The organism is Epibacterium sp. ABZ3_068, from assembly GCF_056159265.1.
Genome location: NZ_JBSWUV010000001.1, coordinates 1,476,276 through 1,500,538, shown reverse-complemented (window position 1 = coordinate 1,500,538; position 24,263 = coordinate 1,476,276). Strand labels below are relative to the sequence as shown.

Annotated in this window: 20 protein-coding genes, 5 pseudogenes and 1 other annotated feature; of the genes and pseudogenes, 14 read left to right on the top strand and 11 right to left on the bottom strand. The window is 52.6% G+C overall.

Annotated elements, in window-relative coordinates; translation table 11 throughout:
* Positions 1–44: 44 nt before the first annotated feature.
* From ACXAEW_RS07110 to ACXAEW_RS07095, 4 genes are read left to right on the top strand one after another with little or no spacing between them, the layout of a single operon-like run.
* Positions 45–1,172 (top strand): ABC transporter ATP-binding protein, encoded by a 1,128-nt coding sequence (locus ACXAEW_RS07110; protein WP_474940656.1) that lies wholly within the window; start codon positions 45–47, stop codon positions 1,170–1,172.
* Positions 1,172–2,053 (top strand): ABC transporter permease subunit, encoded by an 882-nt coding sequence (locus ACXAEW_RS07105; protein WP_474940655.1) that lies wholly within the window; start codon positions 1,172–1,174, stop codon positions 2,051–2,053. Before ACXAEW_RS07110 ends, ACXAEW_RS07105 begins: the two co-directional genes overlap by 1 nt.
* Positions 2,050–2,865, top strand: a complete 816-nt coding sequence (locus ACXAEW_RS07100) for an ABC transporter permease (RefSeq protein WP_474940654.1) — start codon at positions 2,050–2,052, stop codon at positions 2,863–2,865. The genes ACXAEW_RS07105 and ACXAEW_RS07100 overlap by 4 nt, the downstream gene beginning before the upstream one ends.
* Positions 2,865–4,214 carry an NAD(P)/FAD-dependent oxidoreductase gene (locus ACXAEW_RS07095; protein WP_474940653.1) on the top strand — a complete coding sequence of 450 codons (1,350 nt, stop codon included), beginning with the start codon at positions 2,865–2,867 and terminating at the stop codon, positions 4,212–4,214. The genes ACXAEW_RS07100 and ACXAEW_RS07095 overlap by 1 nt, the downstream gene beginning before the upstream one ends.
* Here ACXAEW_RS07095 and ACXAEW_RS07090 read toward each other — a convergent pair.
* From ACXAEW_RS07090 to ACXAEW_RS07080, 3 genes are all read right to left on the bottom strand, one after another.
* On the bottom strand, positions 4,166–4,987 hold the full coding sequence (locus ACXAEW_RS07090) for a phosphotransferase (protein ID WP_474940652.1): 822 nt from the start codon (positions 4,985–4,987) through the stop codon (positions 4,166–4,168). The genes ACXAEW_RS07095 and ACXAEW_RS07090 overlap by 49 nt on opposite strands.
* A gap of 77 nt (positions 4,988–5,064) precedes the next feature.
* Positions 5,065–5,742: a flagellar hook capping FlgD N-terminal domain-containing protein gene (locus tag ACXAEW_RS07085; RefSeq protein WP_474940651.1), complete on the bottom strand. Its 678-nt coding sequence runs from the start codon at positions 5,740–5,742 to the stop codon at positions 5,065–5,067.
* A 4-nt stretch (positions 5,743–5,746) separates the two neighbouring features.
* Entirely contained in the window at positions 5,747–7,651 is a 1,905-nt protein-coding gene (locus ACXAEW_RS07080) for a flagellar hook-length control protein FliK (protein WP_474940650.1), read from the bottom strand.
* A 129-nt stretch (positions 7,652–7,780) separates the two neighbouring features.
* On the opposite strand from ACXAEW_RS07080, the gene ACXAEW_RS07075 reads away from it, so the two are divergent.
* The 5 genes from ACXAEW_RS07075 to flbT all read left to right on the top strand — a co-directional run bounded on the left by ACXAEW_RS07075 (position 7,781) and on the right by flbT (position 10,341).
* Positions 7,781–8,080: a rod-binding protein gene (locus tag ACXAEW_RS07075; RefSeq protein ID WP_474940649.1), complete on the top strand. Its 300-nt coding sequence runs from the start codon at positions 7,781–7,783 to the stop codon at positions 8,078–8,080.
* Positions 8,067–8,426 (top strand): flagellar biosynthesis protein FlgN, encoded by a 360-nt coding sequence (locus ACXAEW_RS07070; RefSeq protein WP_474940648.1) that lies wholly within the window; start codon positions 8,067–8,069, stop codon positions 8,424–8,426. The genes ACXAEW_RS07075 and ACXAEW_RS07070 overlap by 14 nt, the downstream gene beginning before the upstream one ends.
* Before the next feature lie 214 nt (positions 8,427–8,640).
* A complete protein-coding gene (locus ACXAEW_RS07065) occupies positions 8,641–9,483 on the top strand; it encodes a flagellin N-terminal helical domain-containing protein (protein ID WP_474940647.1) in 843 nt (280 codons plus the stop codon).
* 79 nt (positions 9,484–9,562) lie between these two features.
* Entirely contained in the window at positions 9,563–9,934 is a 372-nt protein-coding gene (gene flaF, locus ACXAEW_RS07060) for a flagellar biosynthesis regulator FlaF (RefSeq protein WP_474940646.1), read from the top strand.
* Between the two features lie 2 nt (positions 9,935–9,936).
* Positions 9,937–10,341 carry a flagellar biosynthesis repressor FlbT gene (flbT, locus tag ACXAEW_RS07055; RefSeq protein ID WP_474940645.1) on the top strand — a complete coding sequence of 135 codons (405 nt, stop codon included), beginning with the start codon at positions 9,937–9,939 and terminating at the stop codon, positions 10,339–10,341.
* A gap of 94 nt (positions 10,342–10,435) precedes the next feature.
* Here the strand turns inward: flbT and ACXAEW_RS07050 are convergent.
* From ACXAEW_RS07050 to ACXAEW_RS07020, 7 genes and pseudogenes are all read right to left on the bottom strand, one after another.
* Positions 10,436–11,033: pseudogene (locus ACXAEW_RS07050) on the bottom strand (integrase core domain-containing protein); the annotation flags it as partial.
* 34 nt (positions 11,034–11,067) lie between these two features.
* Positions 11,068–12,291 (bottom strand): annotated as a pseudogene (locus ACXAEW_RS07045) (IS3 family transposase).
* Positions 11,948–12,064 (bottom strand) — a sequence feature (AL1L pseudoknot). It overlaps the preceding pseudogene by 117 nt.
* Complete coding sequence (locus tag ACXAEW_RS07040) at positions 12,179–12,502, bottom strand: hypothetical protein (RefSeq protein ID WP_474943078.1); 324 nt, start codon at positions 12,500–12,502, stop codon at positions 12,179–12,181. Before ACXAEW_RS07040 ends, ACXAEW_RS07045 begins: the two are co-directional and overlap by 113 nt.
* The gene (locus ACXAEW_RS07035; RefSeq protein WP_474940644.1) at positions 12,487–14,277 is read right to left on the bottom strand and encodes a methyl-accepting chemotaxis protein; all 1,791 of its coding nucleotides are present in this window, start codon (positions 14,275–14,277) and stop codon (positions 12,487–12,489) included. Before ACXAEW_RS07035 ends, ACXAEW_RS07040 begins: the two co-directional genes overlap by 16 nt.
* A gap of 142 nt (positions 14,278–14,419) precedes the next feature.
* Complete coding sequence (locus tag ACXAEW_RS07030) at positions 14,420–14,620, bottom strand: hypothetical protein (protein ID WP_474940643.1); 201 nt, start codon at positions 14,618–14,620, stop codon at positions 14,420–14,422.
* Between the two features lie 318 nt (positions 14,621–14,938).
* Positions 14,939–15,951 (bottom strand): annotated as a pseudogene (locus tag ACXAEW_RS07025) (IS5 family transposase).
* 367 nt (positions 15,952–16,318) lie between these two features.
* Positions 16,319–17,029, bottom strand: coding sequence for a substrate-binding periplasmic protein (locus ACXAEW_RS07020; protein WP_474940642.1), 711 nt, complete (start codon positions 17,027–17,029; stop codon positions 16,319–16,321).
* A gap of 260 nt (positions 17,030–17,289) precedes the next feature.
* Between ACXAEW_RS07020 and ACXAEW_RS07015 the strand changes: the two are divergent.
* Positions 17,290–18,430: pseudogene (locus ACXAEW_RS07015) on the top strand (IS3 family transposase).
* A 38-nt stretch (positions 18,431–18,468) separates the two neighbouring features.
* Here ACXAEW_RS07015 and ACXAEW_RS07010 read toward each other — a convergent pair.
* Positions 18,469–19,082 (bottom strand): annotated as a pseudogene (locus ACXAEW_RS07010) (transposase); the annotation flags it as partial.
* Positions 19,083–19,358: 276 nt separating this feature from the next.
* Here ACXAEW_RS07010 and ACXAEW_RS07005 point away from each other — a divergent pair.
* From ACXAEW_RS07005 to ACXAEW_RS06990, 4 genes are read left to right on the top strand one after another with little or no spacing between them, the layout of a single operon-like run.
* On the top strand, positions 19,359–21,257 hold the full coding sequence (locus ACXAEW_RS07005) for a PAS domain-containing protein (protein WP_474940641.1): 1,899 nt from the start codon (positions 19,359–19,361) through the stop codon (positions 21,255–21,257).
* A 9-nt stretch (positions 21,258–21,266) separates the two neighbouring features.
* A complete protein-coding gene (locus ACXAEW_RS07000) occupies positions 21,267–22,112 on the top strand; it encodes a CheR family methyltransferase (RefSeq protein WP_474940640.1) in 846 nt (281 codons plus the stop codon).
* A 4-nt stretch (positions 22,113–22,116) separates the two neighbouring features.
* Positions 22,117–22,617, top strand: a complete 501-nt coding sequence (locus ACXAEW_RS06995) for a chemotaxis protein CheD (RefSeq protein ID WP_474940639.1) — start codon at positions 22,117–22,119, stop codon at positions 22,615–22,617.
* Entirely contained in the window at positions 22,614–24,167 is a 1,554-nt protein-coding gene (locus ACXAEW_RS06990) for a chemotaxis protein CheW (protein WP_474940638.1), read from the top strand. Before ACXAEW_RS06995 ends, ACXAEW_RS06990 begins: the two co-directional genes overlap by 4 nt.
* The last annotated feature ends 96 nt before the right edge of the window (positions 24,168–24,263 follow it).

Below are 24,263 nucleotides of genomic sequence, written 5' to 3'. Positions count from 1 at the left end.
GGGTAGACGCCCGACTTTTTTCCATGAATTCCGAGAGGTTCAGCGTGTCTAATCCTGTCTTTGCGCCGTGGGACGACCCAACAGCGCAGCCCCTGATCCAGTTTAAGAACGTCACCAAACTCTTTGGCAACTTCACTGCGATCGACGATCTTACTGTCGACATTTACGAACGAGAGTTTTTTGCCCTGCTTGGACCGTCCGGGTGCGGCAAGACAACCTTGATGCGTATGCTTGCCGGGTTTGAGAGCCCGACACAGGGCACAATCAACCTGGCAGGGCAGGATATCGCTGCGGTTCCACCAAACCTCCGGTCTGTGAACATGATGTTCCAGTCCTATGCGCTATTCCCCCATCTCAGTATCTGGGACAACATTGCGTTTGGCCTGCGCCGAGAGAGAATGCCAAAGGAACAGATAAACGAGCGCGTCTCGGAAATGCTGCGCCTCACCCGGCTGGAGAATTTTGCGCGTCGAAAACCACACCAGATCTCAGGCGGACAACGTCAACGTGTCGCCTTGGCGCGCTCGCTGGCCAAAGCGCCCAAACTCTTGTTGTTGGATGAGCCGCTTGGTGCCTTGGACAAAAAGCTGCGTCAAGAAACACAGTTCGAGCTGATGGACATCCAGGAAAAGACCGGCACCACCTTTGTAATTGTGACCCACGACCAAGAAGAGGCAATGACTGTCGCCTCTCGTGTTGCGGTGATGGACAACGGGAAAATCATTCAGATCGCAACGCCCGACAAGATCTACGAAGAGCCCAATTCAGTCTATGTCGCTGATTTTATTGGGGAGGTGAATATTATCCCGGCATCGGCCAATCCAAGCGGTTCGGATACATATGCGCTGACCTGGTCGGAAAATCAAAGCCCGCTTACGGCGATTTCTCCGTCAACCTTCAGCCATGGCCAAAGCTGCCATCTGGCGATCCGACCGGAAAAAGTTGCGATTTCAACCGAAAGACCAGCTGATGCCGTCAATGCAGTGCAGGGCAAGATTCTCGACATCGCGTATCTCGGCAATATCTCCACATACCATGTTGAATTACCAACTGGCACGGTAATCAAGGCCCAGGCCGCCAATACCCGCCGCATTTCACGCCGCGCATTTACTTGGGAAGACACTGTTTGGCTGTCCTGGACCGCCACTGCAGGCGTGTTGTTGGCAAGTTGATGCGGCGCGCGTTTCTTATCCTCGTCCCATATGTCTGGTTGCTGGCGCTGTTTCTGATACCCTTTGTCATCGTCCTCAAAATCTCTTTGTCTGATGCAGCAGTTGCGCGCCCTCCCTACTTTCCCCAATTCGATTGGGCAGAAGGGATCCGTGCGTTCCTTGCCGAATTGGATTTCGAAAACTTTGTCTGGCTGACCGAAGACGACCTTTACTGGAAAGCGTATCTAAGCTCTTTGCGGATCGCCGCTGTCTCCACGGTACTGACGCTTCTGGTCGGGTACCCTATCGCCTATGGCATGGCGCGCGCACCGTCAGAGTGGCGGCCTACCCTTATGATGCTTGTCATCTTGCCGTTCTGGACCAGTTTCCTGATCCGCGTCTACGCTTGGATGGGTATACTGTCGAACGAGGGCATCCTGAACCAGTTCCTTCTATGGACTGGCCTTATTTCGGAACCGCTGGTGATCCTAAACACCAATACCGCAGTCTATATTGGCGTCGTTTACACCTACCTGCCCTTTATGATCCTGCCAATTTATTCCGCTTTGGAGCGTATGGATGGCTCTCTCATCGAGGCTGCCGAGGATCTGGGGTGCTCCCGTCTTTCCGCATTTTGGCTTGTCACCATTCCTCTTTCAAAATCTGGTATCATCGCTGGCAGCTTCCTCGTGTTTATCCCGACTTTGGGCGAGTTCGTTATCCCGTCGTTGCTGGGGGGCTCCGACACGCTGATGATCGGCAAGGTACTGTGGGAGGAGTTCTTCTCGAACCGCGATTGGCCGGTGGCCTCAGCTGTTGCCGTTGTGCTTCTGCTCCTTTTGGTCATCCCTATCGTCCTGTTCCAGCGTAACCAACAAAAACAGCAGGAGGCAGAACAATGACACGGATGAGCTGGTTCAACACGGTCTCGCTCACGCTTGGCTTTGCCTTCCTCTACATTCCGATGGTGATCCTGGTTATCTACAGCTTTAACGAAAGCAAGCTGGTGACGGTCTGGGCGGGGTTTTCAACCAAATGGTACGGAGAGCTTCTGGGCAATGACGCTTTCCTGAACGCGGCCTGGGTTACGATCAAAGTTGCAGTCGCGTCATCGACCATCGCAACCGTTCTTGGAACAATGGCAGCTTATGTAATGGTGCGGGGCGGACGCTTTGCCGGCCGGACATTGTTTTCCGGCATGATCTACGCACCGCTGGTTATGCCTGAGGTCATCACAGGGCTTTCCTTACTCCTGCTTTTCATCGGCATCGGTCTTGACCGTGGCGTGTTCACGATCATCCTGGCGCATACCACATTCTCGATGTGCTATGTCTCTGTCGTTGTGTCCTCTCGCTTGGTCACCTTTGACCGCTCCTTGGAAGAAGCAGCTTTGGACCTCGGCTGCACGCCGACAGAAGCCTTCCGGCTTGTTACATTGCCAATCATTGCTCCGGCGGTCATTTCTGGCTGGCTTCTGGCATTTACGCTGTCATTGGATGACCTTGTGATCGCGTCCTTTACCGCGGGGCCGTCTGCAACAACGTTGCCGATCAAGATCTTTTCAGCCGTGCGCCTGGGCGTCAGCCCCGAGATCAATGCCCTCTCAACAATCATGATCACAATCGTGGCCTTTGGCGTGATTGTGACGTCTCTGGTGACCAAACGCCAATTGGTGCGCCAGAAACAGGAAGAACAAGAGGCTGAGCGCAGCTGATGCACCGTATCTACCCGGACTTCGCCTATGGCGACGGCCCGCGCAGAAATTGCTGGTGGGACGAGACAACTGTAGCGCCGGATTGGCCCCAGTTTGAGAGCCTCCATATGGTGGACGTCGCAGTCATTGGCGGTGGGTTTACCGGCGTTTCAGCTGCCCTGCATCTGGCCGAAGCTGGCATGGAAGTCGCCTTGTTCGAAGCCGAAACACCTGGTTGGGGAGCATCTGGCCGCAATGGTGGGTTTTGTTGCCTAGGCGGTGCGAAACTGTCCCATGATGGGATCGCGCGACGATACGGAACAGAAGCGGCACGCGACTATTCTGAAAGCGAAGTGGCTGCAGTCAATCTCGTCGAACAGCTGATAACCAAGTTTGAAATCCAAGCTGATACCCATTCAGACGGCGAAACTGTCATGGCACATTCAGCGCGCGCAATGGCCGGATTACGCGCCGAAGCGGAAAACGCCATGGCACGAGGTGAAAAAGTCACCCTGCTCGAGCGGTCGGACCTCACCGCCAATGGGCTGAATGGGCGATTTTTTGGCGCGCTGACGGCTCCAATCGGTTTCGGCCTCAATCCCCGAAAATACCTGTTTGGGCTTGCGGATGCTGCGCAAAACGCGGGGGCTCACCTGTTCTCCAGAAGCCCTGTTGTCACTGTTGACCACCAGCGAAACTCCCATGTTCTGAAAACCGCTAACGGCGTGCTCCGTGCCAAAAAGCTCATCATTGCGACCAATGGCTATTCCAGCGAGAATATCCCCGAATGGCTACGATCGCGGTACTTGCCAAGCCAATCGTCTGTCCTCGTCACACGCCCGCTCACCGATGCAGAGCTTATGTCTCAGGGATGGACAAGCGATCAGATGGCCTATGACACACGGCATCTGCTTCACTATTTTCGTTTGATGCCGGATCGGCGCTTCCTGTTTGGAATGCGTGGCGGCCTCTTGTCCTCGCCCTCTGCAGAGACACGAATTAGGCGGCAACTCCGCTCTCACTTCTGTCACCTGTTCCCGGCCTGGTCCGATGTGGAAATCACTCATATGTGGTCCGGTTTGGTCAGCTTGGGTGCAGGATTACTCCCCTTTATCGGAGCGATACCCGAAATACCTGGTATGTTTGCCGGGCTAAATTACCACGGCAACGGGGTCGCGATGGGCACCTATGCTGGTCGCATTCTCTCAGATCTGGCTCAGGAGAAAACACCAACGGTTCTTCACCCAAGTGTCGTACAGACATCTCATCAGTTTCCTCTGGGACAAAAGCGACGTATTTTTTTGCCCTTGGCCTATGGGTATTATGCGCTCAAGGACTTCAGCCTATCCAACTCAAACTCCATCGCCTGATGGTCGGCAGGATCACCGCGCTGTGTTCGCCACGCACAATAGGCCGCCATTCTCCAATGGTACCAAGCCCGCAACTGATCGTAGCGACGGACAATGCCTTTATTGGGGTAAGCAGACAAAAAGTCTTCTTCTTCCTGCAGCGTAAGCACTGCGCCGCGATACAGGAATTGCATGGCAGGTGACAAGAAAATCGCCAGGTCCTCAGTTGGATCCCCCAAAACAGGACATTGCCAATCAATCAGCCGCAGCCTGTCTCCTGAAACCAGAATATTGCCGGGAACAGGATCACCATGAAGCAGTGCAACGTGTTCGGAACTTTCCACTGTACCGGCTGGTTCAAGCGCTCTTAGACCGTGATCAACCGGGCAGGAATTCAAAATGCGCAACACCTGTCGGGTGATGTCGGACGATCCATTTGCCCCTCTCGGGACAAAGCTCGGCGCGCACTGCGTATGAACACGTGCCAGCAATTGCGCAACCTTCGCAACGTCGCTCTGCCACGAAACACCGTCGATCAGAGAGTACATTAGCCAATCAAGGCCATCGACTTTTCCCCCATGCTGAAATCTGGGACAAAGGTCAGTTTGCCCAAGCACCCTGAGCACGAGACGCTCTCGATCAGGATCATTGTCAAAAAGGGGGTTGGAACGGTTCGGATCATAGATCTTCAGGACAGAGACATGATCCCGAAAAACGACATTCGAGCGCCCCCCCTTCAACCTTTGCCGGGACGTTGTATCAAACCCCTTCGCCTTTAAGGATGCCCAAAACACCGGGCTAATGTCAGACGGTACTAAGATAGGTCAGCGCCCCCAAAGCAGTTCACTTGCGAGCGCATGTTGACCCAAACTTATGCGTTTGGCTCTCGCAGCCCGGTCACTTGTGAAGTGTCAATCGCCGAACCGCCTTTCATTATCAAGGCAACTTGGCTGCCCGCAATTCGCGCCTCTACAACTTTACTGTAAACATCAGCGGTATAAGATTCGAGGAGAGTTTCGTCACGATAATTTTCCAGTGTAAAGCTGTATTCACCTATTTCGACTTGATTTCCGTCCGCGTCGGTTCCGTCCCATTCATAATTTTCTGCGGATACCGGCAGCGATACTTTTCTAACTTGGTTTCCTTCTGCGTCTTCAATCACAAGACGTACATCATCGGCGCTTGCCAACGGATTCGGTGCGACAACAATCGGATCTGTCCCGTCATAATATCCTGCGATAGGAGCCTTTGCCTCCATACCGACCCATTGCGTCACGGTTGCAATTGTAGAAAGTGCCAGTTGTTCTTGCATTCCCGACAACAGTTCATTGCCTTGAACCTGTTGTTCCACCATCGAGAATTGCGCGAGCTGAGACGCGTATTCGGTGGAATCAATCGGCTCCAAAGGGTCTTGATTTTCAGCTTGGGTTGTCAGCAGCTTAAGAAAAGTTTCGAAATCCGACGCAATCCCACTGGCGCTTGAGCTGCTTGAAGATGACGAAAAGAGTGAAGACGTTGTGTTACTACTTGATGTGACTGGAGTGGTCATATGTTCAAACTCTCATATCCAACCCGGATCCACCCAGGTTCAAAGGTTGTGCTGTCTGCACGTCCTGCGCTTTGTCTTCCGCTAGGACGCCGTGTTCATCTGCAGATGACGGATGACCGCCCTCAGATCCATGTGATTGATTTTGAGAGTCGCCACTTGAAAAGGAGAACGAGATGTTTTCAAAGCCCATCGCCCTGAATTCCTTTTCCAACTCCCCAATGTGGCGCCGCATCAGGTCACTGGTTTCAAAACGCTCAGCATGAATGGAAACGCGCACGCCGGTTTCGTTGGTCGTAAGCTGCATTTTGACGTTCCCAAGCTCTTTTGGGTTCAACATCACATCAACTTTACGCTCACCCTTGGCTGCAAACGCCTCACTTAACTGGACTGCAACGCGTTGCGCAACGTCTACTCCCTGAACTGCAACGGGTTTAAAGGTCGCCTCGGTGAGTGTCTGGCTGATGCCAATGGCCTGCCCCCCAGCTCTTAATTCAAAATCGCGCGAGAGCTTTCGCTCGCTCTTCACAAATGTTTCTGATTGGCTCAACAGTGCCGCTTGCGAGATCTGCGTCGAGCTGCTCAATGTCGCGTTATAAGTGCCGGTATCCAGTGTGTTGGAGCCAGTGACAGATACCACCTGAATATCTGCAGTCTTCTTGGATTCGTTGTTCGCCCAGATATCATTTGCTTTGCTTTCAACCCGAGTCGCTGACGAACCAGAAGAGGTATTGGGCACATTAAAAGACGTCTGGGGTACAGCAGAATATGTGGTTGTTTTTTCAGCGGCTACTTCTGTCAGAATCCGCTGTTTGGGAGTTTCAATATCGTCCCCAAGCGCAGAAGCTTCCACCTCACCCTGTTCCAATGGAACAGCTGAATCCGTAGCCAACTTGTTTCCAACTCCCGCCTTCTGCGGCGTCGCGGTGGCCAGAAAATTATTCTTAGCCTCACTTGGCGCCTCGGCGGCTTTTGTATCCAATTCTAACTTTGTGAGGCTCGGATCGGTATTATCGACAATCTTTGCGGCATGTTCATCCACAATTTTTTGAGTCGCCGGAGAAAGCGCTCCCAGCCTTACCTGATATGCAAGCGGCAGTTCCTCAACTGATTCTGATGACTGCAAGGAAAGATTCGGCTTCGCATCGACCTCGGAGTTTTCTGGCTTAAAGTCCTTTGACTTGATCACCGTTCCTGTCGTCTGATCGACGACATCTGGGGAAGTGGCAACAGTTTCCTGCGCTGCAATATTCTGGATCTGCGAAGGTTTCTGCTGAACATTCGCTTCCTGTGGCAAAGGTTTTACGTCCGAGGCTAATGCTTGGCGGCTCCCACTGGTCTCGTTTTTCCGAACGTTCTCTTCGGATAGGTTCGGAGTATAAGCCGCAGACAAACCGTTGGCGGGTTCCACCTCTGCGCTTAGGCTCGCGTTGTCTGGGTGAGTTGGTTTCACATCTGGAACTATGGATTGTGTTTCATCCACAGCATTCTCGCCTTCGACATTCAAGCCTGGAGAAACTTCCACAAGGTTAGGCGCTTCGTCCACAGCAACAGATTCGATCTGTTGTTCCGTTTGAACCGCTGCGTCTTCTACTGGCTGATTACTGTGATCAATGGCATCGATAGCTTCTTCAGCAGCTGATTCTGCTGGTACTGTTTCGACCTCTGAAATTTCCACTGCATCAAACGTAACAGCTTCATCAGTCCCAACAGTTTCGTCAGTTTCAACTGAAGCTAACTCTTGAACCACAACCTGAACCGCAGCATCAGGTGTTGCGTTATCTTGCTCGGCCTTAGCGTAAAAGTTCGCGAAAGAGCCTTTCTTATGGCTCGTTTCAACCGTCTCCGCAGGCTTGGAACCTAATCGGTTATGACTCGCTTCAGCATTTTGCCCAATAATCACGGGATTCATCATCGGCTTCCAGACATTCTATCTTGACAAGATCACATTAACGGAAAGCGGTTACCGCAATTTTAACTGCTCTGCGATTATTCTGAGAAAAGTCGAAACAAATCCAACTTTTCGAATCTGAGGTCCAGAATGGAAATTCTCTCACACTCAGCGCGCCCGAACGTCGCGTATTCAGGCAATTCTAGCGCGGCGTCTCAAGATCCAATCCGTAAGGCAGCGCTAGATCTCGAAAGCGCTTTTTTGGCTGAAATGTTGAAATCTGCGGGCTTGGGAAAAACACAGGATTCTTTTGGAGGCGGCGCGGGAGAGGATCATTTCTCGAGTTTTCTCGTAGAAGAGCAGGCCAAGCAAATCGTCCAAACCGGTGGAATTGGCCTTGCCGAGTCACTTTATCATGCACTGAAGGATGCCCAAAATGACGATTCATGAAGCACAGGACCTGATTGACGAACTTGATGAACTCCTGGAGCTTGAGCGTGAGGCCCTGTTACAAGGCCAGCTTAATAAGCTAGAAGCCCTTTTAGAGCGCAAGGGCGCACTGATTTCCGAGCTCAATTCCTTAGAGGGATTTGAGCAAGAAACGTTGGAAACGGTGCATGAAAAGGTGTCTCGTAATCAACTTCTGTTGGAAAGTGCTATGCAAGGCATTCGTTCCGTTGCCGCGCGCATGAACGAACTGCGCAATGTTCGAAAAGGCTTGGACGTCTATGACAAGGCCGGTCGCAAGAACAGCTATTCGACCACTTCAAGCGTGAAACTCGAGAAGCGCGCCTAAGGTCCGAGCAATTTAGGGAAAATTCTAAAAAACCAAATTTGGGCTTTAGCACTCCATTAGCAACTACAGGTGCAATGTCACCTTGCACCTCATGACGGGGTGGCGCGGAAGCCAACAGGCAGTTCGCACAGTCAGAAAGACGTCAGAGAGCGCCCCATCTGGGGCAGGGATAAATCGGGGGAAAAAGAACCCTCGCATACAAGGATTAAATGCTATGACCAGCATTCTGACCAACAACGGCGCAATGGTTGCGCTGCAGACTCTGAGCTCGATCAACAATAACCTGACCGAGACTCAGAATGCCATCTCGACCGGCAAAGAGATCAACACTGCCAAAGACAACTCTGCAATCTGGTCCATCTCCAAAGTAATGGAAGCAGACGCAAAGAGCTTTGAAGCCGTTGAAGATTCTCTGGCGCTGGGTGCTTCGACTGTTGGCGTTGCGACTGCTGCCGTTGAGCAAATCACTGACATTCTGAATGACATTCGTGAGAAAGTTGTTCAGGCAACTGGTGAAAACGTTGATCGCACTGCGATCGGCAACGAAATCACTCAGCTCAGCGATCAGATCACGCAGATCATTGACGCCGCGCAGTTCAACGGCGCGAACATCCTGAAGGGTACAACAGTAGACGGTACCGCAACCGAACTGACGGTTCTGTCCTCTGTAAACCGCAACGCAGGCGGAACCGGCATCACCACGTCGAACATCACCGTCGCGGCACAGGACTTCACTTCCAACCTGGACCTGTCAGACATCGACCTGACCAGCTCGACTACAATTGATGCTTCGCTGGATGCTGTTGAAGCTCACCTGCAAACTCTGACCACTGCAGGTGCTGAGCTTGGTGCTGCGGCGAACCGCATCGACGGCCAGATGGAGTTCATCACCAAGGTGAAAGACGCAACCAAATCCGGTATCGGTGCACTTGTGGATACCGATATGGAAGAAGCGTCCGCACGATTGAAAGCATTGCAGACACAGCAACAGCTGGGTGTTCAAGCGCTTTCGATTGCGAACTCTTCGCCGTCCACACTGCAGCAGCTGTTCCGTTAAGAAACAGTTTGATCAGGGCGCCACTGGTGCCCTGATCCTCTGACCTCAGAGAATCTGATGTAATACGTTAGGAAAACACGTGAATGCCCTATTGAAGGCAAAGAATGCCTATTCTGCTGCCAACGCATCGACAAGCACACCCAAGAGCTTCGAATATCAAGTAATTGCCCGCGCCACGCGTGAAATTATGGAAGCGGCACGTAGAGGCAAAGAAGGATTTCCTGCACTTGCTAAAGCACTAGATACCAATCGCAGGCTCTGGCGTATTCTCGAACAAGATCTTCTGAGCGAGGACAACCAACTACCCGCAAACGTGAAAGAAAATTTAGTTTATCTCGCTGAATTCACACGTCAACACACCCCTAAAGTCCTTCGGAGAGAAGCTGGAGTACAACCGCTTCTTGAAGTTAACACAGCCATTTTGCGTGGCCTTCGAGGAGGAGCGACCTGAAAATGAGTGGATTGGTCCTGAAATTGGCCCCTAAAGAGCGTGTTCTGGTAAATGGCGCGGTCATTGAAAACGGGGACCGCCGCAGCCGCCTTTCAATTGTAACCCCTGACGCAAATATTTTGCGCTTACGCGATGCTATTCATCCTGAGGATGCAAACACTCCGGTTCGTCGTGTCTGCTATGCAGCCCAATTGATTCTCACCGGAGACGTAGACCCCGAGGAAGATCGCCTAGCAATGTTGCGTCGAATTGAGGAACTTAGCCAAGTTTTTACCGATCCCGACAGTCGCAGCTCTCTGGCTGAAGCTACAAATGCGATACTGAACGACAACCATTATCGTTGCCTAAAAGCCTTGCGAACTCTGTTGCCGCGTGAAGAACGCTTATTGGCTATTCGCCCGTCCTAGGGGCTTTGTTGCACAAATGGGGTGAGGGATTTCCTGTGTGAATCCAGCGTTGTATGGTAATCCCCCCACTTTCAATGGGGCTCAGCTGTAGAAATCACGCGGCTGTTTTCAATTTCATAGCGGGTGTGATGCCGCCAATGGCCATGTTGGGCCGGTCGTTGTTGTACGTCCAGAGCCATCTTGTGGCCTAGTCCTGTGCATCCTCTATCGTTTCAAAGATGCTTTGATCCAGCCATTCGTGCCGAACTGTGCGATTGTAGCGTTCGATGTAGGCGTTCTGCTAGGGCTTGCCTGACTGGATGTATTCAATGGCAATGCGCCGTTTCTCAGCCCATTGCATCAGCAAGCCACTGACATATTCGGGGCCGTTATCAACCCGAATGGTGGTGGGCTTGCCGCGCCATTCGATAATCTGGTTCAGGCTGCGCACGACACGCATTGCTGGAAGCGAGAAGTCCACCTCGCCCCCCAGCCCCTCACGATTGAAGTCTTCCAGCGCGTTCAGCAGCCAGAATTGCCGTCCATCCCCCAACCTGTCGGCCATGAAGTCCCCTCTCGTACATGCTTTGCATCTGCGAGAGGGGAGCGATCGACCAGACCTCATTCGGGTCCTCAGGTACAGCCAGTTCGTCCTGCTTTTCCCGCTTCAACCGTTTGCGCGGCTTGATCCTCAGGTTCAGCTCCATGAACCGCCCCGGTTTTACCGAAGACTGTAGAGTTCGTATTTCAAGCAGCGATTTTGTGTGACTTCAAGGCTTCTTCGTATTTCTCCTCAGCTTCGATTGGCGTGATGTATCCGAGCGGCGCAAGCAGGCGTTCCTTGTTGAACCAATCGACCCATTGGAGGGTTTCCCACTCGACCTGATCTTTGGATTTCCACGGTCCCAACCGATTGATGACTTCGGTTTTGAACAGGCCGATTATCGTCTCGGCCAGGGCGTTCTGCGCATTCAAATGATCCCCCAGATCATTTGATCCGCTGCGCGGACCTGCTGGAACTCATAGCTGTCACCAACGCTGCCGACGGATGGTTCCAGCCAGCATCGACCAACCGTTCCGTGTACTTGATCGACACGTTTTGGCTGCCGCGATCCGAATGATGGATCAGCTTCTCAGCAGGCCTGCGCGCGTGGATTGCCTGTTCCAATGCGTCCAGGACAAACTGCGTGTCCTGTGTCGTCGATGCCCTCCAGCCCACGATGCGGTTCGCAAAGGTATCGATCACGAAGGCTACGTAGACAAATCCGCGCCAGGTCGAGACGAATGTAAAATCTGACACCCACAACTCGTTTGGCATCGGAGCCCGAAACTGGCGATTGACCTTATCCAGCGGACACTGATCCGCAGGCTGGCCCTGGGTGGTTTTGATTTTCTTTCCCCGCCGAACACCTTGAATGCCAAGCTAGCGCATCAACCGCTCTACAGTGCAGCGCGCGACCTCAATCTTCTGACGCTTCATCGCATGCCACAGCTTGCGTGCGCCATAGATTGACCGGTTCTGCTCCCAAATGTCCGTCATCTCCTTGCGCAGATAAGCATCCCGCTTGGCACGATCCGATGCCCGCTCAGGATCACGCTCGATGGCAATCCGTTCATAGAAAGTCGACGGAGCAATCTGCAAAACTCGGCAGATCGGCTCGACCCCGTGCAGCGCTCTGTTGTCCTTGATAAAGGCAATCATTTGCGGAATGGGCGGTCGAGCTCCGCCTGTGCAAAATACGCAGATGCCTTTTTGAGGTTCTCATTTGCCTGACGCAACTGCCGGTTCTCGCGTTCAAGTTCCTTGATGCGATCACGTTCGGCCGTCGTCACGCCATCACGCTTGCCGGTGTCCGTCTCATGCTGCTTCACCCAAATGCGCAGACTGTCCCTGCTGCATCCAACCTTCTGCGAAATCGACAATATCGCTGCCCATCTGCTCGCGTATTCGCTCTCGTGATCCAAAACCATCCGCACCGCTCTGGCGCGCAATTCCTCTGGATAACGTGTTCCGTTCGTCGTCTTTCCCTGGACCCAGTATCCTTAATTCTGCGTCTCCGGAAAACAAGGGGCGGTTCACGTCCGTTTCAGTGCCATAGTCCGTCTCCTTTGTTGCACCAAAAGCTATCAAAGGAGCGGCATCAAACCGCGAAAGTTCCATAGAGGTCAGAAGTCTGCCCATTCAACTGGTCCGCCACCGGAGACTGCGGTTTGCGCTTCTTTAGGCGAGGACCAGCTTTCGTCTTCATGGCTGGCTGTTTGGCTTTGAGTCAGCTGCACGACAGCAGCTCCTTCGTTCAGCTTGAAGTAAGCCACCATGCTAGAAAGGTTGGCGGCATCACCTTTCAACATATGGCTTGCAGCCGTGGCTTCCTCGACCATTGCGGCGTTTTGTTGCGTGACCTTGTCCAGCTCGATCATACCTGTATTGATCTCAGCCAAACCGCCTGACTGCTCGCTCGCGCCTTGTGCGATTTCGGAAATCAAACCTGAGATCTGCGTGACTTGGCTTACAATACTGTGCAAAGCATCGCCAGTCTTCCCTACAAGATCCACGCCCTGCTCCACCTGCCGATAGGAGTCACCAATGAGCGTTTTGATCTCGGTCGCAGCGTCGGACGATCTTTGTGCAAGCGCCCGAACCTCTGACGCGACGACGGCAAAGCCGCGACCTGCTTCTCCTGCCCGCGCGGCCTCAACACCCGCGTTCAAGGCCAGCAAGTTGGTTTGAAAGGCGATATCATCAATGACACCGATGATCTGTGAAATGCGATTGGACGATTCTTGAATTGCATTCATTGCCTGAACTGCGCTGCTGACCACCTCGCTACTGTTTACAGCTTCGTTCTTTGCGCCTTGCATCGTTTCGGATACACTCGAGGCTCCTTCCGCTGCCTTGCGGACTGAGGCAGTCAATTCATCCAAAGCCGCAGCGGTCTCTTCCAGTGTCGCTGCTTGGCTCTCAGTCCGGCGGGCCAGATCGTCAGATGCTTGAGTAATTTCGCTCGAACCATTTCGAATGCTTTCGGCAGTTCCAACAACCGAAGAAATCGTCTCGCGCAGGCGATCAATCAATGAATTGAAGTCTGTGCGAAGCTGCTCATACTTTTCCGGGAACGTGTTTTCAATTGAATTGGTCAGGTCGCCAGTGGCCAGTTTTCCAATTGCATCACTCAACCGATCAACAACCTGTTGCTGTGCAGCATCTGCGCGATGCTTCTCTTCTTCCATACGCTTGGCTTCGGCGTTCGCGTCGCGAAAGGCTACCAGCGCCTTTCCAAGCGCACCGATCTCATCACGGCGTTCAGCCTCTGGAATTTCCCGATCTTGATCACCCTTCTGTAACGCATCGATGTGGGAAACAACTGCGGAAATCGGATTTGCGACCCCGGACGAGATCAGAAACAGCATAACCGCGAAGGATGCAAAGAACACAAACCCCAAAACAGTAGCCGTTAGATTTGCAGCGTTGACTTCATGCGCGATGATCGAAGTATCGAGTGCCCAAATCAAACTGCCTGCCGCTTCACCGTCAAATGACAAAGCTGTCTGGAAAAAAGTCAGATCACCAACTTCCTGGCGCAGTGTACCATTCTCCAGCATACCAACTGAGGTTTCCTCCCATGCGGGATCGGTTTCATCAGCTTTCGAAGCTTCGGCAAGAACATCACCTGCGCTCACGACTTGAGCAAACACGAAGGCGTCCTGCAGGGACAATGATTGAAGCGTGGAGTCTGCCAATTCACTATCATAATTCCAAGCAGCCGTCGCAAGCGGCGCTGCAACATAAGAATTGGTGAGGGACACCTTTTCTTCGAATGCTTCATAAAGAGCATTTGAAAGGGTATTGGCCCAAAAGACTGTTATCACAAACATCATGACAAGCAGTCCCGAGAGACCCGGCAAAAGGATTTTCCACTTTACCGGCATGTTCTTGAAACTAGTGGACTTCAGCATCAGTGTAACCCTTTAGATACGTTATTCTTGATTCGGCCAATAGTTTTCCGAATCGAACTTTTCAGGTCTTGAAGAGGTGCAACCATTCCAGATATTCCAGTTCTACTAGGCCCGGTTAAAGGGCTTTGAGTGAATAGGTTTTTCACCTATGCGCTTGCGGCTTCAAAAGACCTTTCTGCATTCCGCATTTTGTTGATTCTCTTGATCCGTGTGCGCCTAGAAGATGACTGGAATATTTTGCAGGATTCCCTGAGAACAAACCCGCTTTGGCAATTAATCCAGCACTCCGGCGCAATTCATTCTCCGACACATCCGTCACCTCGAAGATCACTTCTTCAGTCATGTTGTCGCATCCCAGAGTTAATACTGCGTTATTGGATGGAAAACTTAGATGTCAAAAATGAAAATATACGGCGATAAACTATTCAAATTTTGCTGGTCTCGCTTTAGCAGGTAGAAAGGAAGGGATAGGAACCCAGGTCGAACGGTAATCCCCCCATTTTTAATGGGGTTCAGCCGTAGAAATCACGCTGCTGTTTTCAGTTTCATAGCGGGTGTGAAGCTGCCAATGGCCATTGTTGGGCCGGTCGTTGTTGTAAGTCCAGAGGGCTTTGTTGCACAAATGCAGTGACGGGCAGAGTTCCCCTTTCCCCGAGCGGACTTATCCTACGGGCTCTGTGACGGGAATGCCGAGAGCAGTGTAGCGGTTGAGCACGGCGATGCGGATTTGGATTTCCGCGACCTGCCGGTCGAAGTCCCGGGCCATCACGGATTGGCCAAGCAGTTTGATACAGTGCATCTTGCTCTCGACGCAGCTTCGGCGGTGGTATCCGGTCAGTTTTCGCCACAACGCACGGCCCAGGTATCGTGAGGCCCGGACTGCCTCGTTCCGGGCGATGGCACCGGCGCTCGTGGGCTTCCAAGGTTTGGCATTTTTGCGGGGCGGGATCACGGCATCGGCGTGTCGGGCAGCAATCGCCTCGCGGCAATTGCGGGTGTCGTAGGCGCCATCCGCGGTGACCGACCCAATCTCCTGATCGGGTGGAATTTGTTCGAGCAATTCGGGCAACATGGGCGCATCGCCGATATTACTGCCAGTGATCTCGACAGCCCGGACCTCCAGTGTTTCCGCATCAATCCCGAGGTGGATCTTACGCCAGATGCGCCGCTTCGGGCCGCCCGCTGCCCGGCAGCACATGCTGGCATGTGTGAGAGGGATGCTTGCGCGTTTGTCGGGAAAACAGTTCCCCGGACTGTTTTCTGACCCTCCTCACTCCACTCGCCTTCGCCCTCCGACTTGATGCCGGTGCTGTCGATGAGAAGGTTCAGCGGTCCCATAGAGCCGCGATACGGCAGGCGCACGTTCAACGTCTTCTGGCGGCGGCTCAGTGTGCTGAAATCCGGCACCGTCCAGTCCAGACCGACCAGACGCAGGAGACTTTCCACGAACCCGGTCGTTTGCCGCAACGGAAGACCAAATAGAACTTTCAGGGTCAGGCAGGTCTGGATCGCCGCGTCGCTGAAACTCCGCTGTCGGCCGCGCCTGCCGCTTGGCGGGGGTGTCCAGGTCATCTCGGGATCAGACCAGATCGTCAGTGATCCGCGCTGCTTCAGCGCACTATTGTAAGCTGACCAGTTCGTGGTCTTGTATCTTGTCGGTGCCCAACTGGTCATGACCTCCAGCTATCACACTGGCTTCACGACATGAATCCGCTCACGCCATTTGTACAACAAGGCCGGGGATTACCGAATCCTTGGACATCTAATAGACTAGTTCAGGATGAGGCATCAGCTGCTGATCTGCTCCCTTTGGAAACCGCGTTTATGGATTAGCTCTTTTCGGGTTTTGGTCCTCTTTTGACCGCAGGTGATACTGCCACGGTGTGAGCCCGTCGAACCGGCTTATATTCATCGTCTGTCTCCTAGTTTGGAGAACCGGCTAACTTCAAAGCACGGTCTCCAAGAGGAGCAGGTCACAACTCATATGCGAAACGAAAAGGGCGATCAAAGACCGCCCCCAGTTTCAAGATACCAAAAATGATCATTCGTATTTTTTCTGGATTTCTGCCTGAATACCCTCTGCAATCAAGGCGTCCAGGGCAGACTGCATGCGGCTGACTAGATCGGCATCTGTCGCCTTGCTGCAGGCCACTGACATAACAGTCTCAGACAGTGTCAAAACCGCCTCCATTGGCTGCCCGTCGGCGACTGCAGTATCATAAAAAGCTCCGGATGTGACCAGCAGGTCGATCCGGCCCGCCATAAGTTTTTTCACAGTAACATCAAAGTTGGGAGATAAATCGGTCTGTTCGAAACCGGCATCATTCAGGACACCTACTGTATAATCACCTGTCTGTGTACCGGTTCGAAGTTTACGGGCATCCTCAATAGAATTTACAATGACGTCACTACCCTTGAGCTTGACCAGAACGGTTTTGTCCACGCTCAATGGCTCCACCCATTGGAAACGTGCATCTCGATCCTCTGTGTGGGTGGTGGCAAAAACGCAAGTATTTGGCTTTTTCTCTGCCAGATTAATTGCCCGGGACCATTGCGTCAGCTCCAGGCTGTAGTCCAGCCCGGCGCGCTCCATCATTTGGTGGACTTGATCAGTTGCGATACCGACAATCTCGCCATCCCGAGCGAAGTTCAAAGGCGCATAGTCTTCAGTATAAAAACTGATGCTCTCAGCCTTCGCAGAAGTTGCCAGCCCTATCGCGCAAACGGCGGCCATCTTAAAAACGTTATTCATCACGAGTTTTCCACAAGGTTAGATAGGTGATACCCGGGACACTCGTGCCAAATAGTGTACAACAGGTTTAAATTGACACATCTTGGCCTATGAACCGGATTTGCGTGATGCTTTTCTGCAGGTGCTCTGAGCTACTCTCCGATCGTTGTACAGGGCATTGGACCGTTCGCGGTTTGATGCCGCTCGTTTGATAGCCTTTATTGCAACAAAGGAGACGGACTATGGCACTGAAACGGGCGGACGAATTTCGCTAGGGTGCGGTGCGAATTTCTCTGACTGGCGGGCTGACGCGTAAACAGGTGGCTGATGACCTTGATGTTGGCCTGTCGACATTTAACAAGTGGATCACTGCACACAGAGACACTGATGTGGTTTCGACAGAGGGTTTGAGCTTGGCGAAAGAGAATGACGTGCTCCGGCACGAGAACCACATTCCCAAGGACTTGCAAGGATCCGTAAACAGTCCGGGGGACTGTTTGCCCGCGGCAAGAGGGAGATCCTAAACTGAAGAGGATCAGGAAAGGCCCCAGTGGGGCGTTTCCCCGATGAAGGCAACGCAGTTCTTCGCGAGACAAAAGCCATGAGGTTTAGGTTCATCCACTGCCCGGCAGGGTCATGCACAGCATGATCCCGAGAGGGAAAGAACACCGTAACAGCTTTCCCACCCACCGGCTGTGTGACGTCATGGATGTCAGTCCCCGAGGCTTGCGGGCTTTCCGTAACCGGCCAGCTAGTCGCAGGCAGCGGTCTGATCTTGTCACTTTGGCCCACATCAAAGAGCAGTCCCGTCTCAGCCTAGACAGCTAAGGTAGGCCACGGATGACCGCAGATCGGTCATCGCCGTGTGGGCCGTCCCCTCTCGGCAGATTTGGCTTTGCCAAATCGCCTGTCGGGCAATGGATGCGTCAGAACGGCATATCCGTTGTCAGAACCCGCAAACACAAGGTGACGACTGATAGTGACCACAAATTCAACATTGCGCCAAACCTGTTGGACCTGCATTCAAGGCGCGTCGTAGGCTCGGCTGTCAGAAATCGCATGAAACGCGACCTTGCGATCAGGGCTTTGAGGATGGCCATCGCGCTACGCCAGCCGCGGAAGGGCTGCGTCCATCATACGGATCGCGGCAGCCAGTATTGCTCCCATGACTATCAGAAGCTCCTGCGTCAGCATGGCTTCCAGGTATCCATGAGCGGCAAGGGCAACTGCTATGACAACGCGGCCGTCGAGACGTTCTTCAAAACGATCAAGGCTGAGTTGATCTGGCGCAGGTCATGGCAAACACGCGGCGAGGCAGAAGCCGCCATCTTCCAGTACATCAATGGCTTCTATAATCCGCGTCGAAGGCACTCAGCACTGGGGTGGAAAAGCCCGGTCGCTTTCGAACGGAAAGTGGCCTAAACGAGCACTTGGCGCGCCACTAAAAACGCGACAGGTCCAGTGCCGGGTTGTGCCTCGCGATGGACGTGCCGTTTGATGATAACGCTGTTGGCACCAATGATCAGCAGACGGCGAAGCGACCGCTCCCACATCTTCGTCGTCGCGCCGAGCCGTTGCTTGCCGCCGGTCGAATGCTGCCGCTGGGCAAGACCGAGCCAAGCAGCAAAATCCCGACCCTTGCGGAATATCTCGGGCGGAGACGAGAGGGTTGCGATGGCCGTAGCGATCAGCGGGCCGATGCCCGGGACTGTCATCAAGCGCTGCGCCACTTTGTTGTCCCTGGCGCAGCGGACGATCTCGGCATCCGCTGCATCATTCTGCGGGAAAACGATTCACTGGATCGTTTTCTTGTTAACCTCACTCTGACGTTTCACAAAGGGCTTCATATGGGCGGGTGAGATCAGTCGCATATCGTGGCCCAGCTTGCCGATCTCGCGGCACAGGAAATGCGCGCCGCCATATGCTTCCTTTGCGGCAGCGCAGGACGGCAGCTGACTGAAAACTCCAGAACCTGCGCTCGCCGCAACGTCTTGCGCAGAACAGCTTGCCCCGCTCCATCTGCCCCTTGAACCTGAAACACATTCTTCGCCAGATCGAACCCGACCGTGATAATCTCCCACCTGACCGTCCTCCTTTGTGGACCATTGCAGACCTACCTGGCCACATCGAAGCCGTCGGCGGGCGGTCACATCATCAGAGCCCAGTTGGAGGGCCTCTTTCACGGGGCAAGGCCGAGCTCACGCAATGACCGAAGCAGCACTTTTAACATTAATAGGGAGAGCGATAAATATTAAATACAACTATAACAATTCAACTCAGAACCCGGTAATTTTTCCTTATTCATTTCCAGCAATTCTCGTCGTGGTTGTGTGAGAAGTGAGGTAGGGTTATGACAATCGAAAGTTCCACGCTAAAAAAAGATACTCCTGACACCGTCGATGAGTCTTCGGCGCTGTTGGATGCGATAAACCGCGTTCAGGCGGTGATCGAATTTGATCTGGACGGTACAATTCGGACCGCAAACAATAACTTCCTGATCGTCACAGGGTACTCTCTGGATGAAATCTGCGGCAAGCACCATCGCATGTTCTGTGATCAGGCCTATGCGCAATCGGACGAGTATCGGGATTTCTGGATGCGTCTCGCTATGGGGGAGTTCACCAGCGGAGAGTTCCACCGTTTTGGCAAAGGAGGCGCGGAAGTATGGATCAACGCGTCCTATAACCCGATTTTTGGCACCGATGGAAAGCCGTATAAAGTTGTGAAATTTGCCAGTGACATAACAGCTGAAAAGCTGCGAAACGCTGAGCAAAACGGGAAAATAAACGCCATCAGCCGCGCTCAAGCGGTGATTGAGTTTGAGCTGGATGGCACAATCATTACCGCAAATGAAAATTTCCTTGCCACTGTTGGTTACAGCTTGGAAGAAATCAAAGGGCAGCATCATCGCATCTTTTGCGACCCCGAATATGCGGCAACGCCTGACTATAGCGCATTTTGGTCAAAGCTCGCGCAAGGTGAGTTTGCAGCAGGTGAATTTCAGCGGTTCGGGCGAGGCGGAAAAGAGGTTTGGATCAACGCCACCTACAATCCGATTTTGGACGCCAACGGTAAACCCTACAAAGTTGTAAAGTTTGCGACCAATGTAACCGAAGAAAAACAACGCACTGCAGAACAGTCCGGCAAAATGGACGCCATCAGCCGTGCTCAGGCTGTGATTGAGTTTGAACTGGACGGCACGATCCTGACCGCCAATGAAAACTTTCTGAGTGTAACGGGATATGCCCTGGATGAGATCAAGGGGCGCCATCATCGCATGTTCTGCGACGACGAATACGTCAACTCTCCGGACTATAAAGCCTTTTGGGCCAAACTTGCTGCCGGCGATCTATCGACAGGCAACTACCGACGTTTTGGAAAAGGCGGCAAAGAGGTCTGGATTAACGCGTCTTATAATCCGGTGTTTAATGCGAATGGAAAGCCCTACAAGGTTGTAAAATTCGCCAGTGACATCACAAAAACTGTTGAGCTCGAACGCGAGGTCACACGAATAGCCGAGAATTTTGCCAAACGGTCTGGTGACATTTCCGAACAGGCTACGAAAGTGGCCGAAGGCGCGCAGTCCTTGGGCTGTACAACCGAGGAGATCAGCGCCTCCATTGAGGAATTGAGTGCATCGATCGATTCGATTGCACAAAACAGCAAGCATTCAGATGAGATCGCCCAAGGCACCCGAGAAGAGGCCGACCTTGGCGCCAAAGCTATCGAGCGCTCGATTGAATCGATGGAACTGATCAACGCATCATCTGAAGAGATCAGCGAGATTGTAAAAGTCATCAGTGAAATTGCTGCGCAAACCAACCTCCTCGCTTTTAACGCGGCGATTGAAGCGGCGCGCGCTGGTGAACATGGTCTTGGATTTTCCGTCGTTGCAGATGAGGTGCGAAAACTTGCTGAACGCTCCTCTCAGGCCACCAAAGAGATCAGCAAACTGATCAATGAGACTGTAAAGCGCGTCTCCCAAGGGAGCGAAGTCTCAAAAGAGGCCGGTGACGCTTTCAAGAAGATTCTGAACGGGATCAAGGACACCACAGATTCGATCAAGCAGATTTCCGTAGCAGCACGCGAACAGCAAACCGCAGCAAGGGACGTGTCGGATGCAATCCAGAACATTGTCGATGCGACGGAACAATCCGTCATTGCTTCAGATGCCATTGCCGCATCCACCAACGAGCTCAACGGAGGTGCTCAGGAACTGACGCGCGAGATTGCCAAACTTGGACAATAAAACTGGGTTTTGGAGAAACTTCCTATGCCAGAAAGAGACGTCGAACTGAACACCGGCAATTTCGACAAACTGCGGGCGGTGATCCACCACAACACGGGGATCACCATCGCAGACAACCGAAAAGGACTGCTGGAGAGCCGTCTACGCGGACGCCTGAGAGAGATTGAGGAAACCAGTTTCAACGGTTACCTCAATCGTGTCAGCAAAGATGCGGGTGAAATGCAGGAGTTGATCAACCGTATCACGACGAATGAGACTTACTGTTACCGTACTCCCCGGATCTGGGATTTTTTCCGCGATGATTTTTTGGTCAACTTTCGCGCCAAGAAGTTGCCCCGCGCGATGAAGGCGTGGTCTGCAGCAGCCTCGTCGGGGGAAGAAGCGCATACAATTGGCCTTATCTGCGAAGAGATGCGCCAGAAGGCGTCAGGTTTCGATTACGCGATACTGGGGACTGATATTTCCTCTCGTGTGATAGAGAAGGCAGAACAAGGTCTCTACCGCGGCAAAGCCATTGCCCGGCTTAAAAAAGAGCAACCCGGCTTGGTTGAAACCCACATGGTGGGGGATGACACGGTTGGTTATTCCGTCACGCCGGAAATCAAACGTCGCATATCCTTCAGACTGCATAATCTGATCAGGCAGTTACCGGGAGGGCAAATCTTTGATATCGTGTTTCTTCGTAATGTTCTGATTTATTTCGATAAAGTCGAGCAAGAGCGGATTCTTTGGAATGTCAGCCGTCAAATGCATCCGGATTCTGTTTTGATCATTGGTGAAAGCGAAAGCCTGACACGGCTGGACAGTCCATTTGAGCAAGTCGCCCCCCTGATCTATCGCCCTCATTTGGATTGAAAACATGTCAGAACCAGACGCAATAGAACGACATGTCCGGATCGGTCAGGTCAAAACCGGGCACCCCGGACAGACATTAACTGCGATCCTGGGCTCATGTGTTGGTATCGGTTTTTTCCTGAAGTCGCGTTCGATCTACGGGTTGGCTCATTGCTTGTTGTCGCAGTCAAATGGAAAGCCGTCGACCAAAGAAGGAGCTGGACGCCACGTGGATCAAGCTCTGACATCTCTTCTGACGATGATGGAGATACAGCCAGAGGAACGTCGGCAACTGCGTGTCGTTCTGGCTGGGGGAGCGAACATGAGCATGCCGCTGGATACGCCGCCTGAACAGCTTGTTGGCAGCATAAATGCAAAATTCGCGCGCAAGGCATTACGCAGTGCAGGGTTGCGGCTGCTGGACGACGATTTGGGAGGCACAAACGGGCGGCGGATTACAATCGACTGCACGACCGGAGAGTATGAAATAGTGAGTATCCCCCGACTGGAAGGAGCAAAGCCGTGACCGAAAATGTCCATTCCCATGATGTGCCGGATAAGTCTGCTGCGATCCTGTCATCATCCTTATCGGACGCGCCTGTCACAAAAGTCCCCAGAATGGAGACTTACGGGTCCTTTCTCATCGACGGCATGGAATTCGCGTTGCCGGTGAGCGTCGTGCAAGAGGTTGTTAACGAACCCGAAACGGTCTCTCCTATTCCTCTCTCCCCCTCTTACATGAAAGGGCTGTTTAACCTGCGTGGTATGATCGTCCCAATGATCGACCTGCGTGAGATTTTTGGGTTTCCCCCAACAACATCGTCTAGCAATCGCAAGATCGTCATTATCGAAGATGGGAAAACACATCTGGGATTGGTCTTTGATGCAACCGGTGAAGTGATCCATGCACGCCAGACCCAACGCGTCGCTTTTCAAAGTCGCGACAACGGGATCAAAGACGTTATTTCCCAAGGCGTTCTGAAACTCGATGGTGGGGAGCGTATTCTTCAGGTTTTGGATCCCCATGAAGTCTTAAACTTAGAAAAAGTCCCGCGGATCAAAAAGGAGGAATCCGACAGACAGCGCCGGTCACAATTGGGCCAGCGCAAGCATTGTATTTCCTTTGAAGTAGGACACAGTAAATACGCTTTTGAGCTGGAACATGTTCAGGAGGTGATGGAAGTCCCCGAGATCAAGCAATCTTTTTTGACCCACGGGTATGTACTGGGTTCGATTAGCCTGCGCGGGCGGATTGTTCCGATTGTGGACTTTCGGGGTTTTGTCGGAAAACAACTAAGCGACAGCCAGCAGATCCGCGCATCAAGCTCAAACAAGATTTTGATCATGAACCTTAAGGAAGGTCAGATTGGGCTGCTGGTTTACTCGATCGATAGCATCATTCCATTTTATGAAAAGGACGTGCTGCCGATCTCGAAAATTGCCATGCCGCATGAGGCGATATTCAAAGGCTGCCTGCCGGTGAACAACTCTGAATTGGTCATGCTGTTTGATCATGCTGAAACCATGCGCCAACCGGATTTGGTGGCCGCTGCTCAATGCTGTCAGGAACTTTATCCTGACGGGGCAGAGGTGGAAGAAGAACAAGCAACCGTGTCGCGAAAGCGCAGAACATTCATAACCTTCAGAGCGGATACTGATTTTGCTATGGATATCGATCAGGTGCGCGAAGTTATCGATTGCCCCGAGGTATTGATGAAGCCGCCTAATGCAGCAACCGCCGTGGCAGGGCTGTTCAACCTTCGGGAAGAGATAATTACACTGCTCGACCTGAGGCTCCTTTATGACTTGCCCGAGGCGAATGTAGAAAACCACAAGATCGTGGTGTTCGAAACATCTGGCCAGAAATACGGTGTCCTTGTGGATAGGGTAAACGAAATCATAATGACCACATCCGACAAGGTGCTCCCCTTCAAGTCGACATCTGCCCAGCTTTCTGATGGGCCGGGCTCTCAAGACGTGAGGGAAATGGTGCAAACAAACGCCGCAAATGATGGGTCCAAAACGGTTATGGTTCTGGATGTTGCAGCCCTTGTTCACAGAAGCATGGGAGAATAGAGAGGGCGGCCATCCCCCTGCTTTTAGACCGATAAGAAACCACATCCAAAAGGTAGACCAAATCTGATCGAGCCCCCACGTTCACGCAAATACCAA

Coding starts and splice junctions, on each gene's coding strand:
- ACXAEW_RS07105 (WP_474940655.1), top strand. CDS start 1,172: ATGCGGCGCGCGTTTCTTATCCTCGTCCCATATGTCTGGTTGCTGGCG.
- ACXAEW_RS07100 (WP_474940654.1), top strand. CDS start 2,050: ATGACACGGATGAGCTGGTTCAACACGGTCTCGCTCACGCTTGGCTTT.
- ACXAEW_RS07095 (WP_474940653.1), top strand. CDS start 2,865: ATGCACCGTATCTACCCGGACTTCGCCTATGGCGACGGCCCGCGCAGA.
- ACXAEW_RS07085 (WP_474940651.1), bottom strand. CDS start 5,742: ATGACCACTCCAGTCACATCAAGTAGTAACACAACGTCTTCACTCTTT.
- ACXAEW_RS07080 (WP_474940650.1), bottom strand. CDS start 7,651: ATGAATCCCGTGATTATTGGGCAAAATGCTGAAGCGAGTCATAACCGA.
- ACXAEW_RS07075 (WP_474940649.1), top strand. CDS start 7,781: ATGGAAATTCTCTCACACTCAGCGCGCCCGAACGTCGCGTATTCAGGC.
- ACXAEW_RS07070 (WP_474940648.1), top strand. CDS start 8,067: ATGACGATTCATGAAGCACAGGACCTGATTGACGAACTTGATGAACTC.
- ACXAEW_RS07065 (WP_474940647.1), top strand. CDS start 8,641: ATGACCAGCATTCTGACCAACAACGGCGCAATGGTTGCGCTGCAGACT.
- flbT (WP_474940645.1), top strand. CDS start 9,937: ATGAGTGGATTGGTCCTGAAATTGGCCCCTAAAGAGCGTGTTCTGGTA.
- ACXAEW_RS07040 (WP_474943078.1), bottom strand. CDS start 12,502: ATGGGCAGACTTCTGACCTCTATGGAACTTTCGCGGTTTGATGCCGCT.
- ACXAEW_RS07035 (WP_474940644.1), bottom strand. CDS start 14,277: ATGCTGAAGTCCACTAGTTTCAAGAACATGCCGGTAAAGTGGAAAATC.
- ACXAEW_RS07030 (WP_474940643.1), bottom strand. CDS start 14,620: ATGACTGAAGAAGTGATCTTCGAGGTGACGGATGTGTCGGAGAATGAA.
- ACXAEW_RS07020 (WP_474940642.1), bottom strand. CDS start 17,029: ATGAATAACGTTTTTAAGATGGCCGCCGTTTGCGCGATAGGGCTGGCA.
- ACXAEW_RS07005 (WP_474940641.1), top strand. CDS start 19,359: ATGACAATCGAAAGTTCCACGCTAAAAAAAGATACTCCTGACACCGTC.
- ACXAEW_RS06995 (WP_474940639.1), top strand. CDS start 22,117: ATGTCAGAACCAGACGCAATAGAACGACATGTCCGGATCGGTCAGGTC.